The organism is Alteriqipengyuania abyssalis (assembly GCF_019857185.1).
GTDB lineage: Bacteria > Pseudomonadota > Alphaproteobacteria > Sphingomonadales > Sphingomonadaceae > Alteriqipengyuania > Alteriqipengyuania abyssalis.
The window spans coordinates 569189-581181 of sequence record NZ_JAHWXP010000002.1 but is presented as its reverse complement, the minus strand read 5'-3'; the positions used below and the strand labels follow the sequence as shown (position 1 = coordinate 581181).

Sequence of the window (11993 nt, the reverse complement as noted above, 5' to 3'; positions counted from 1 at the left end):
ATCCGCTCAATTGATGAAATAGCCGACGACCCGCCAGCTGCCGCCGTCCTCCTGCTCGAGCGTCACCGATTCGGTCACGCCCTTGCGGTTTGCAAAATCGCTCCGGAACTGGACCACGCGATAGCCGCGCGGCGGCGCATTGACCGACTGATAGCCGACCGCCTCGCGTTCCATCACCGCGCCCAGCGGAACCCGTGCCGCCTGCGAGGCAGCCTCCCAGCCTGCGACCGTGTTCTGCTCCCGGAACTGCTTTCCGGCCGCGGCGAAGCTGGCGCTCCAGTCGCTCGCGTCGACCATGGCGAGCCATGCGCGCGCCGCCTCCTCGGTCGCGTGATCGAGCGCCACCTGTTCGGGCGGGCTGTCTGTCACGGGCGGTTTATCGGCCGCCACAGCGGCCAGGGCGAGTGCAAGAATAAGCGACATGAGAAGACATCCTCCGATGATCCAGCCGCGCAGCTTGCTGGCGGCACGGGGGCCGGGATGGCGCCCGTTCGATGGATCGAAGGTATCGGCGCCCTCCGCCGTGTTGGCTTCCCCCAACGGATTGTGCCCAAGGATTTCGGGGCCTTCATCTTCGAGCAGAATCCGCGCCGCCTCCCGGCTGCTGGTGACCGCAAGCTTGCGCCGCGCCGCACGCAGGCGATCGTTGACCGTATGGACCGACCGGTCGAGCTCGCGCGCGATCGACTTCGCGTCGTGGCCGCGCAGCATCAGGCGCAGTGCCTGCTTTTCCTTTTCGGTAAGTGCCTGGAGCCCCTCTTGCATGACGGGTTAGTCTAGGCCGCCAAAGGGTTTCCAGACACCCCAAATTCTTGGGGGCACACCATCCGAAGGGCTTACCGGGATTGCTCTTGCAGAAAACACCGCGCACACCTGACGCATGGTCCTTACGAGAGAGCGCGCCGGGTTTCCCGGCCTATTCGCCCTGTGCCTCCTCGGCCTTTGCGCGCTGCTGGTCTCGACAGCGGCGACTGCAGGACCGGTTTCCAGCCGGGTCTACGAGCCCGTTTCGCTCGCCGACACCCAAGTGGAATTCCGGGGCGAGCCGCCACAGGCGATCACCGTGCAAACCGCAGACGGTTTGACGCTTGCAGGGGCCTACTGGCCACCGGACGAGGGCGTGGACCAGATCGTGGTCGTGTTCCAAGGCAATTCGTACAACCACCTCGTCATGGCGGTGCGTGCCGAGCCCTTGCGGGTCGGCGGGCGCGGGGTGCTGCTCGCCTCCTATCGCGGGTTCGGCGACAATCCGGGCGAGCCGTCCGAGGCCGGCCTCTATCGCGATGCAGAGGCATGGATTGCGCAGGCGCGCACATTGCAGCCCGATGCCCGGCTCTACCTCTTCGGCTTCTCGCTCGGCGGTGCAGTCGCGCTCGAGATGGCCGCCCGACACGACGTGACCGCGGTAGCCACAATGGGCGCGTTCACCAGCCTCAAGGATGCGGCACCCGCTCTGCTGCGCCCCTTCGTGACCGAGCAATACGACAATCTCGAAACCATCACGCGCGTGAATGAGCCGATCCTGCTGCTGCACGGGACAAAGGACGAGACGATCGACCCGCGCATGGCCGAACGGCTGGAGAAAGCCGGCGGTGCCAACGTCACCCGCGTCAATCTGACAGGAGGCGGACACTGGGTGCCCCTCGATTCGCTCGCCGAGAAGATCTGGCAGCAGTGGGAAGCGGCGGAGGCGGAGAATCCTGCGGTAGCCGGGAAGGCCCCATGAAATATCATCCGCCCGTCAAACGATCGGTCGAGATTGCCGGCCATAAGACCAGCATCACGCTGGAGCCGGTTTTCTGGGAGATGCTGCGCGATGCCGCCCGCGCGCGCGGCGTGCCGGTCAACGCGATCGTCGCGCAGATCGACGCCGAGCGGCTCGATGCGGCCGAGCCCACCGGCCTCGCCAGCGCGATCCGGCAATGGTTGGTTGGCCGCTTGCAGGCCGGGTAGTCGTACTTACGAAAATAAACCCGCTTGCAGGATCCCTCTGATTGGATCAGCCTTGCCGGAGGGTCGCCCACCTCGGGGGAATGGGCTGTGAGAAAATCAAGGACACACCATATCGGCAGGGCGCTGCCCGCCGTGATGCTGGCATGCATGATCGTTCAACCTGCGGCGGCGCAGGAGTTGAGCTACCGCCTGCCCGACGGAGCGGCCCTTGCGGGATATTCTGCGCGCATCACGCAATGCCCCGACGCGAACGGCGAGAATACGCAGATCGTCCACGGCCCCGCGATCCGGGGGAGCTACACGCCCGGGCCCCACGTGCGACTCAACGCCAACAGCTCGTTTCTGGCGAGCAAGTCGATCGCACTGGAATACTTCGAGGACGGGACGCTCAAGACGATCAATTCCGAAAGTGCGGGGACCGGAGGCGAGGTGCTGGCGGCCATCCTGAAGGTCGCAGCGGGGATGGTGGGCCTGAAGTCCTCGCTATTTGACGCTCCGGCACAATGCACCGCGAAGATCGAGAGCCTGGTGGCCGAGCGCCAGAACGCGGCCGAGAGTATCGCCGGGCTGGAGGCCCAGCTGGCGCGGGGCGATGTGTTGAGCGCGCAGGCCAAGGCTCTTTACGAAGGCAACACCGCGCGGCTGGTCGAGATCGACAAGGCGCTGACGATCACGGTCTCGAAAAAGTTCGCGCCGACTGGCCCGAGCGATCTGCCTAACGGATCGAGGACTGCGCTTGGTCGACTGAAGATCGAGGATTGGTTCGACGGAGGGAAGGTGCCGGCGGTCTCAGGCCTTCCGAAAGAGGTGTGCGTATCTGCGAAACTCGGTGACGATGCGAGGGCACAGATCGCGCGTGGCGGAACCGCGAACCCGCCCTTTGATGCGAACCTGCGGCAGGACCGGTTTATCTACCGCACACCGCTGCCATTGCAGGTCACGGTCTACACGGGCGACAGTTGCGACGCAGCCGAACCGGTCAAGACGGCATCCGTGCTGATCCCGCAGCTCTCCCCGTTCCAGGCACTGCCCATCTCGGCGAAAGTGCTGGGCAAAAAGAGTCTCTCTGCGGAATTCACCAAGGAAGGACGTCTGGTGAAGATCAAGTATTCCGAAGGCGGCACGGGGTCGGACGTTGCAGCCGCGCTTACCGGAGCGCTCGCCGCCGCAGAGACGTTACGCGACGCGGAAACGGCGTCGCTCGCGCGTGAAGTTGCCCGGATCAAGGCGCAGAACGAGCTCGATGCTCTGCGGGAAGCGGCCGACGGCGACGGGGGCTAGGCGCGCCCGCCGCCGGTCGGCGTCCAGCGCTAGTACTTTGCGGTCGCGTCGCTCGCCGGGAAGGTCTCGTCGAGCGCCTCGTCGGTGCGGCTCATCTTGTCGCCCTTGGTCGCCGTGGCGGAGGAGCCTGCGTTGCGCACGCCTCCGCTCGGCTGGCCATCGGCAAAGGCGACGCCGTTCTCGTCCTTGTGGTTCTTGTAGGCCTTGTAGCCGAGATAGCCGAGGCCACCGAGGATTGCGGTTCGAATCAAACCCATGTCACGTCTCCAATAATATTCTTATCTGGCGAACGTGGGAGAACGGGTTTGGGTCCGAATAATCGGCGCTAGTCGTCGCCGACCCGTTCGATCTGCGCGCCGATCGCCTGCAACTTCTCTTCCAGCCGCTCGTACCCGCGGTCGAGGTGATAGATCCGGCGGATCTGGGTCTCGCCCTCGGCAGCGAGCGCGGCGATCACCAGGCTCATCGAGGCGCGCAAGTCGGTCGCCATCACTTCCGCGCCGGTCAGGCCCGGCTGGCCCTGCACGATCGCGGTGCGCCCCGACACTTCGATATTCGCGCCCATGCGGCTCAGTTCGGGCACGTGCATGTAGCGGTTTTCGAAGATCGTTTCGGTCAGCACGCTGGTGCCCTCGGCCACGGTCAGCAGCGCCATCAGCTGGGCCTGCATATCGGTCGCAAGGCCCGGATACGGCGCGGTGGAAAGGTTGACCGCCTTCAGCTTGCCATCGGCTGCGATGTTCACGCCCTTGGCATCGCTTTCGACATGAACCCCAATATTGCGCAGCGCGTGGAGCGTGGCGGACATGTCGTCGGCCTTGGCCCCTTCGAGGCGCGCCTCACCGCCGGTGATCGCTGCGGCGCAGGCGTAGGAGCCGGCCTCGATCCGGTCGGCCATCACCTTGTAGGTCGCCCCGTTGAGCCGCTTGACCCCGTGGATGACCAGGTCCGACTGGCCGATATTCTCGATCTCGGCACCCATTGCGACCAGTAGGTTGCACAGGTCGATGATTTCCGGCTCGCGCGCGGCGTTGCGCAGGGTCGAGGTTCCGTTGGCGAGCACCGCCGCCATCAGCGCGTTCTCGGTCGCGCCGACCGAGACGACGGGGAAGTCGAACTCGCCGCCCGGCAATCCGCCATCGGGGGCGTGCGCGCGGACATAGCCCTGCGCCAGCTCGATCCGCGCGCCGAGCGCTTCGAGCGCCGAAAGATGCAGGTCGATCGGGCGGTTGCCGATCGCACAGCCGCCCGGCTGCGACACGGTCGCCACGCCGGCACGCGCGAGCATCGGCCCCAGCACGAGGATCGAGGCGCGCATTTTGCGCACCAGATCATAGGGCGCGGTGGTCGAGGTCAGCCGCGTCGCTTCGAAGGTGACCACCCGGCCGAAGTCATCGGGCCGCGTGCCTGCGATGTTCACCGCCACGCCGAACTGCGTCATCAGGTGCTGGAAGCCGTCGATATCCGCCAGCCGCGGAAGGTTGCGCAGCGTGAGCGGTTCGTCGGTCAGCAGCGCGCAGGGAATCAGCGTGAGCGCGGAATTCTTGGCACCGGAAATCGGGATCGTGCCGGAGAGCCTTTGCCCTCCGATAATGCGTAGTTTGTCCATGCCTTCGTCGTGTAGCGGTCGCGCGCGCCAACACAAGCCGCACTCGCGCGCACGCACCTGCCGCTAACCATTGTTGGCTTTGGCGGCGCGGCATTGACCGACCCGCTAGCCATCCGCATACCCCTGCCTCATGGCGCACAAACCGATCCGCAAAGCCGTTTTCCCCGTTGCCGGTCTCGGCACCCGCTTCCTTCCCGCGACCAAGGCGATTCCCAAGGAAATGCTGGCGATCGTGGACCGCCCGCTGATCCAGTACGCGGTGGATGAGGCGCGGGAGGCGGGGATCGAGCAGATGATCTTCGTCACCGGGCGCGGCAAGACCGCGATCGTCGAACATTTCGATATCGCGTTCGAGCTGGAACAGACGATGGAGGAGCGGGGCAAGGATCTCTCGATCCTCGATTCGACCCGCGCCACGCCCGGCGACATCATCACCGTCCGCCAGCAGGTGCCGCTGGGCCTCGGCCACGCGATCTGGTGCGCGCGCGCGATCGTGGGCGACGATCCCTTCGCGATCTTCCTGCCCGACGAACTGATGATCGGGAACGAGGGCGGCACGGGCTGCATGAAGCAGATGGTCGACGCCTACGAAAAGGTCGGCGGCAACGTGATCAGCGTGCTGGAAGTGCCGCAGGAAAACGTATCGAGCTACGGCGTGATCGATCCGGGCAAGGAAGACGGCACGCTGACCGAGGTGAAGGGCCTGGTCGAGAAGCCGCCGGTGGCCGAAGCTCCGTCGAACAAGATCCTCTCGGGCCGCTACATCCTCCAGCCCGAAGTGATGCGTGTGCTGGAAAATCAGGGCAAGGGTGCAGGCGGCGAAATCCAGCTGACCGACGCAATGGCGCGGATGATCGGCACCCAGCCGTTCCACGCGGTCACCTTTGACGGCGCCCGCTACGATTGCGGCAGCAAGACCGGCTTCGTCGAGGCGACACTGGCGCTGGCGCTGCAACGCCCCGACATGGGGGATGAGGTTCGCGCGATGGCGGAGCGCCTGCTCAAGGCGTAATGCCTGCGCCAACCCCGGGGCGGGGTCGACGATTTTCCTACCGTGGAGCGCTTTGCTAGGGCGAAATCCGCTCTTTCAAACCGTCAATCATCCACGCGCGCCCGCCTGGCGACTGGGCTGGGCGTTAATGCGCCCCCGAAACAGGCACTATGTCGCCCTGGCCCGTTCGAGCCGGAAAAAAATCGCCTGTTCCCAGTGACCTAGGGCGATGAGGCGGAGGGTGACACCCGGGTGACGCGTGTCACCCTGTCACGGCCTCGGCCTTCCGCGCATATTCGTCACGCAGTTCGCGCTTGTAGAGCTTGCCGTTCGCCTCGCGCGGCAGATCGGGCCGGAAGTCGAACTGGCGGGGCATTTTGACCCGGCTGAGTTGAGGCTCCAGATAGGCGCGCAAGCTCTGTTCGAACGCGTCTCCGGCCTGCGCCATGTCGACCGGCTGGATCACCGCGACCACGCGTTCGCCCAGATCGGGATCGGGCGCGCCGATGACCGCCGCATCGAGTACGTCCGGATGCGCGACCAGCAGGTTCTCGATCTCCTGCGGATAGATGTTGACCCCGCCCGAGATGATCATGTGGCTCTTGCGGTCGGTCAGGAAGATGAAGCCGTCCTCGTCGACATGGCCGATATCGCCCAGCGTCATCCACCCGCGATCGTGCATCGCCTCCTCGGTCTTTTCCGGGTCCTTGTGGTAGCTAGGGAGGGTTTCGTTCTCGAAGAACAGCAATCCCGTCTCGCCGGGGGGAAGTTCGCTCCCGTCGGGCGCGCAGACATGCACCTTGCCGTGGACCATGCGCCCCACCGTGCCCGGTCTGGCGAGCCAGTCCTCGCTCTTGACCAGCGACATGCCGATCATTTCCGACCCGGCGTAGTATTCCTGGATGATCGGCCCCCACCAGTCGATCATCGCCTGCTTGATCGGTACCGGACACGGCGCGGCGGCGTGGATCGCACGAGCGTGGCTGGAGAGGTCGTAGCGGGTCCGCTCTTCCTCGGGCAGCTTGAGCATCCGCACGAAGTGGGTCGGCACCCACTGGCTGTCGGTCACGCGGTATTTCTCGATCGCGGCGAGCGCGCCCTCGGGCGTGAACTTCTCCATAATCACCACCGTCCCGCCGAGACGGTTAACCGTGGTGCACCAGCCGAGCGGTGCTGCATGATAAAGCGGCGCGGGCGAGAGATAGACGAGGCTGCCATCGGTCGGCATGCCCACCCCCATTGTCGCGAGGCCGACCAGCGCGTTGGGCGCGGTAATGTCCTCGCTCGGTGGCGGAGGGGGCACGATCCCCTTGGGTCGGCCGGTCGTGCCCGAGGAATAGAGCATGTACTGGCCCGGTACGGGATCCTCGATCACCTCGGCAGACTGCGCCGCAACCTCCTGCTGAAAATCGTCGCCGTCGACATCGACGATCCGCAAATCGGGCGCGATCTGCGCCAGCTCCTGCGCGACCTCGGCAAAGGCGGGCGAGGTCAGCAGCAGGCTGCACTCAGCATCGGCGAGGATATAGGCGATTTCCGGTGCGGTCAGCCGGGTGGAGATCGGCACCAGCATCGCGCCCATCCGCTGCGCTGACCACACGATCTCGAGATAGAGCGGGCGATTCTCCAGCAGCAGGCCCACGTTGGTGCGCCGCCCGATGCCCTGCGCGCGCAGCCAGCGAGCCATGCGATTGGCGAAGGCCTCCAGCTCGCCATAGGTGACCTGTTCGCCGGACGTGGCATTGATGATCGCGGCATGGTCCGGCCGCGCCGCGGCATGTGTTATCGGATGCATATGTCTCTCCCGCCGCGCAGTCTTTCGAATGGACAGGGAGCACGCAAGAAAAAAGGCGGCACCGAAGCACCGCCTTTTCGTAAAACTCGGTTCTGGAGGAGGCCGGAGGCTTACTCTTCCTCGTCGCCGCCGCCGATGCCGCCGGGGCCCATCGCGAGACGGAAGGCTTCCTGCGCTTCGGTCTCCACCATGAAGGGGCGCGGGTCGACCGCGCGGCCGTCGATACGGACTTCGTAGTGGAGGTGCGGGCCGGTCGAGCGGCCGGTCGAGCCGACATAGCCGATCAGGTCGCCCTTGCGGACCTGCTGACCGTCGGCGACGATGATCCGCGAGAGGTGCGCATAGCGCGTCTCGATCGCGTTGCCGTGGCCGATCTGGATATAGTTGCCGTAGCTGCTGAACCAGTTGGCGCGTTCGACCGTGCCGTCGGCAGTGGCGTAAATCGGCGTGCCGCTCGGCGCGGCAAGGTCGATACCCTTGTGGTTGGCACGCTTGCGCAGAACCGGGTGGTCACGCATGCCGTAGCCGCTGGAAACACGGGCATTTTCAAGCGGCATCCGCGAGGGGACCGAAACGGTCGGGATCGCTACCGCCGGGGTGGTCCGTTCCACATCCAGCGTCTGCCAGCTGGCGAACAGCTGTCGGAACTGCGCGTCGCCATTGCCGAGCGGGCTCTGCGCCTGCTCGGCGGCGTCCGAGACATCGACCGCTGCCGCGGCGCTGCTGCTGTTGGCTTGGGCGGGGGTGGCTGCGATTGCGAAAGCGGCACCGCATACGAGGCTGGCGCGCAGGAAAAAGCGATCAGTGGTCAGCAAAATGTCCGTCCCTCTGTCGGCGGCGAAGCATCCTGCTCCGCCCGTTCCGATCCCTGGCGTATCTTCGATCCGTGAGATCCGCCGAGACCCCTAAAAAATGACGGGAACCACTCCCGCCCTCGTCTGTTTAGTTTGATAGGCCGGTCCCGGTTTACTTGCCAAGCGGGTCTTGGGCCCTGCGCGACGGACCGGCTGCATTGCGGGTTGAGTCGTTGAACCGCCGCTTAATCCACCCCGAAAATAGTCGATTAACCTCCCGAAGGTCCGCTTTTCTGCGGCTGCTTGGCGATTCTGTGCAGGCTGCGGCGAAATGCCTTGCGCGGTTCGTCGCGCGGGCAATCAGGCGGTCAAGCGAATGCGGAGCCTTTTGCACCGCATCCGCCCTGCAGAGATTCAGAGTGCCTTGACCGCGGCGAGCACGTCTTCCGCGTGACCCGCAACCTTCACCTTGGGCCAGATACGCGCGACCCTGCCCTGCTCGTCGAGCAGGTAGGTGCTGCGGACCATGCCCATGAAGGTCTTGCCGTACATCTTCTTCTCGGCCCAAACGCCCAGTTCGTCTGACAGCCCGCCTTCCTCGGCATCGGTTGCAAGGTCGACCGTCAAATCGTGCTTGGCGATGAAGTTCTGGTGCTTCTTGGTCGAATCCTTGCTCACGCCGAGCAGCGCACAACCCGCCGCCTCGAATTCATCCTTAAGTGACGAGAAGTCCTTCGCCTCGGTGGTGCAGCCGGGTGTGTTGTCCTTGGGGTAGAAGAACACCACCAGCTTGCGACCGCGATAGTCGGACGGCTTCACGCTCTCGCCGTCGTGCCGCACCATCGCGATATCGGGCATCTGCTCGCCTTCGGTCACGCTCATCGCTCATATCTCCAGTCGTTCGTCGAACATCGTCTGCCAGGTTCGCGCGACCTCCTGCCGCGCCTCGGCCATGCGGTGCAAGAGCGCATCGATATCCGCGCACCCGCACGCCCGCGCGAGCGCTTCGCCCGATGGGCCCTGCGACACCGCGAGATCGGGCGCGAGCAGCCGCGCGGCGACGATCAGCCGGGTGAGAAAGTCGTGCGCCTCGGCAAATTCGCGCGTCAGCGTGCCCGCGTGGACCAGCGTTTCGCACACCTTCGCCAGCCGCGGGTCGAGCGCGACGCGATCGCGCAGCTGGATGAAGTGGAGGATGAACTCGATATCGACCAGCCCGCCGCGCAGCAGCTTGGCGTCAAGCGGGCCCTTGGCCGGCTTGTGCTCCGCCATGTCGGAACGCATTTTCAGGATGTCCTGCCGCAGCGTGACCGGATCGCGCGGCGCGCACAGCACGTCGCGGATAATCTCCTCTACCTGGGCGCGCGCGGAGAAAGAGCCTGCGACCACGCGGGCACGCGCCAGCGCCATATGCTCCCACGTCCATGCCGATTCGCGCTGGTAGCGGGCGAAACTCTCCACGCTCACCGCGAGCGGCCCCTGCGCGCCCTGCGGTCGCAGCCTGGTGTCGATTTCGTAAAGCGGGCCTTCGGCGGTCGGGACGCTCATCGCCACGCTCACCCGCTGGGCGAGGCGATTATAATAGCGCGTCGCGCTGACGGGACGCTCACCGTCGCTCTCCGCCGCGTGGTCGCCGGTGAACAGATAGATGATGTCGAGGTCGGAGGCATGGGTCAGCGCCTCTCCGCCCAGTCGCCCGAGGCCGAGGATCACCATCTCGCTGTCGGCGATGCTTCCGTGGGTCCGCGCGTAATCCGCCACCGTCCCATCGAGCGCAGCCTGCAGCGCCGCCTCAGCCACGGTCGCGAACCCGGTCGCGATTTCGAGCGGGTCGTGCACCCCGCCGATCAGCTGCACGCCGAGGGCAAACCGCTGTTCGCCGGTGACCACCCTGATCCGGTCGAGCAGCGCCTCGTAATTACCCTGGGGCTCGGCCCGCATCATCCGGCGACGCAGCGTGGGGACGCTCTCGGGAAGGTCGAGTGCGGAGCGATCGATCAGCGCGTCGAACAGGGCCGGGCGTAGCGCGAGATCGTTGGCCAGCGGCGGGGCAAGCGTGATGATCGAGAGCAGCTGGTCGAGCAATGCCGGGCGCGCTTCGAGCAGGCGGAACAGGTTGATCCCGCTCGGCAAGGCTTCCAGCAATCGCTCCAGCCGCACGATCGCGCGATCGGGTTCGGACGAAGCGGCCAGCGCGTCGAGCAGTGGGGGCAAGATACGCCGGAAAGCGTTCTGCGCATCGGTGCTGCGCAGCGCGCGGTAGCGCCCGTCGAGCCAGCCGGACACGCGATCCGCCATCGCCGATTCGTCCGCCAACGGGCTCGCCGCAACCAGTTCGCGCACCGGGCGCTGCTTGGCGGCGCCCGTCTCGCTCGCTTCGAGCAACCGGTCGAACGCCTGCGCGGTGGCGCTCATATGCGGTTCGAGGTCGGCCAGCAGGCCTGCGCCATCGGCAAACCCGTCGAGATGCGCAAGCCGCTCCAGCGCCTCGCCTTCGGGCACGGTGTGGGTCTGCCGGTCCTCCATCATCTGGATGCGGTGTTCGACTACGCGCAGCCGGGCGTAGGCATCGGCGAGCTGCGTTGCGACGTCCTGCTCGACGATATCCGCGCGGGCGAGCGCATGCAGCGCGGCACGCGTATCGCTGCTGCGCAGACGCGGAAGGCGCCCGCCGTGGATCAGCTGGTGGGTCTGCGCGAAGAACTCGATCTCGCGAATGCCGCCCCGCCCGCGCTTGAGATCGAAGCCGGGGCCAAGCTTCGGCTCGCCGCCATAGGCCTCGCGAATCCGCACGCGCAGCTGGGCGATGTCGTCGATCGCGCCGAAATCCACGCTCCGCCGCCACACGAAGGGGCGAATGCTGGCGAGAAACCGCTCGCCCCGCTCCACGTCCCCCGCCGCCGAGCGTGCGCGGATGAACGCGGCGCGCTCCCACGCCAGCGCCGCGCTTTCGTAATGCGAGGCGGCTGCGTTGACCGACACAGCCAGCGGGGTGACCTCCGCCGCCGGGCGCAGCCGCAGGTCGACCCTAAAGACGTAACCTTCGTCGGTATGATCGGCGAGCAGGCGGACGATATCGCGCGCCATGCGCTGCGCCGTTTCGGCAGGTGAAGAGCGCTCGCCATGCGCGAGCACAGCAGGATCGAACAGCAGGATCGGGTCGATATCCGAACTGTAGTTGAGCTCGCCCGCACCATGCTTGCCGAGCGCGAGCGCGAAGAATCCATCGACACTGTCCATCGTCGTGCGCGCGCGCGCCGCCTCCGCGATCGCGCGGTCGAGCGAGCGGTCGGCAAAGGCGGAGAGGCGCGCCATCACCTCATCCAGCGACAACACCCCGGCCAGATCGCCGATCGCGAGCGTCAGCGCGAGGGCCAGCCGCTCTCGCCGCAGGGCAACGCCGATATCCGCGCCATCGCCCGCGTGCGCACAGTAGTCGAATGCGGCATCCAGATCGCCCGCCGCCAGCAGAGCGGCCAGCTCCGGCAGGCGTTCGAGGCTGCGTGCAAGGAAGGGCGCGTTGCGCTGCGCCCGGTCGATCGCGGATTGCCATTCGCCAGCCATTGGTTT

Annotated in this window: 11 protein-coding genes; 4 read left to right on the top strand and 7 right to left on the bottom strand. The window is 66.0% G+C overall.

What is annotated here, in order from left to right; translation table 11 throughout:
* Positions 1–6: 6 nt before the first annotated feature.
* Entirely contained in the window at positions 7–765 is a 759-nt protein-coding gene (locus KYN89_RS07960) for a helix-turn-helix domain-containing protein (protein ID WP_222824572.1), read from the bottom strand.
* Positions 766–880: 115 nt separating this feature from the next.
* Between KYN89_RS07960 and KYN89_RS07955 the strand changes: the two genes are divergently transcribed.
* From KYN89_RS07955 to KYN89_RS07945, 3 genes are read left to right on the top strand one after another with little or no spacing between them, the layout of a single operon-like run.
* A complete protein-coding gene (locus KYN89_RS07955) occupies positions 881–1726 on the top strand; it encodes an alpha/beta hydrolase (RefSeq protein WP_248285071.1) in 846 nt (281 codons plus the stop codon).
* Positions 1723–1953, top strand: coding sequence for a ribbon-helix-helix domain-containing protein (locus KYN89_RS07950; protein WP_222824571.1), 231 nt, complete (start codon positions 1723–1725; stop codon positions 1951–1953). The genes KYN89_RS07955 and KYN89_RS07950 overlap by 4 nt, the downstream gene beginning before the upstream one ends.
* A 24-nt stretch (positions 1954–1977) precedes the next feature.
* Positions 1978–3234: a hypothetical protein gene (locus tag KYN89_RS07945; protein ID WP_222824570.1), complete on the top strand. Its 1257-nt coding sequence runs from the start codon at positions 1978–1980 to the stop codon at positions 3232–3234.
* Between the two features lie 29 nt (positions 3235–3263).
* On the opposite strand, the gene KYN89_RS07940 is transcribed toward KYN89_RS07945, so the two are convergent.
* Positions 3264–3491: a hypothetical protein gene (locus KYN89_RS07940; protein ID WP_222824569.1), complete on the bottom strand. Its 228-nt coding sequence runs from the start codon at positions 3489–3491 to the stop codon at positions 3264–3266.
* Positions 3492–3559: 68 nt separating this feature from the next.
* Entirely contained in the window at positions 3560–4843 is a 1284-nt protein-coding gene (gene murA / locus KYN89_RS07935) for a UDP-N-acetylglucosamine 1-carboxyvinyltransferase (protein ID WP_222824568.1), read from the bottom strand.
* A 130-nt stretch (positions 4844–4973) separates the two neighbouring features.
* On the opposite strand from murA, the gene galU reads away from it, so the two are divergent.
* Positions 4974–5855 (top strand): UTP--glucose-1-phosphate uridylyltransferase GalU, encoded by an 882-nt coding sequence (gene galU, locus KYN89_RS07930; RefSeq protein ID WP_222824567.1) that lies wholly within the window; start codon positions 4974–4976, stop codon positions 5853–5855.
* A 241-nt stretch (positions 5856–6096) separates the two neighbouring features.
* Here galU and KYN89_RS07925 read toward each other — a convergent pair whose 3' ends face one another.
* The 4 genes from KYN89_RS07925 to KYN89_RS07910 all read right to left on the bottom strand — a co-directional run bounded on the left by KYN89_RS07925 (position 6097) and on the right by KYN89_RS07910 (position 11987).
* Positions 6097–7629, bottom strand: a complete 1533-nt coding sequence (locus KYN89_RS07925; protein WP_222824566.1) for an acyl-CoA synthetase — start codon at positions 7627–7629, stop codon at positions 6097–6099.
* Positions 7630–7739: 110 nt separating this feature from the next.
* Positions 7740–8444 carry a M23 family metallopeptidase gene (locus tag KYN89_RS07920; protein WP_010233309.1) on the bottom strand — a complete coding sequence of 235 codons (705 nt, stop codon included), beginning with the start codon at positions 8442–8444 and terminating at the stop codon, positions 7740–7742.
* Between the two features lie 393 nt (positions 8445–8837).
* Positions 8838–9305: a peroxiredoxin gene (locus KYN89_RS07915; protein WP_222824565.1), complete on the bottom strand. Its 468-nt coding sequence runs from the start codon at positions 9303–9305 to the stop codon at positions 8838–8840.
* Positions 9306–9308: 3 nt separating this feature from the next.
* The gene (locus KYN89_RS07910; protein WP_222824564.1) at positions 9309–11987 is read right to left on the bottom strand and encodes a bifunctional [glutamine synthetase] adenylyltransferase/[glutamine synthetase]-adenylyl-L-tyrosine phosphorylase; all 2679 of its coding nucleotides are present in this window, start codon (positions 11985–11987) and stop codon (positions 9309–9311) included.
* Positions 11988–11993: the final 6 nt, after the last annotated feature.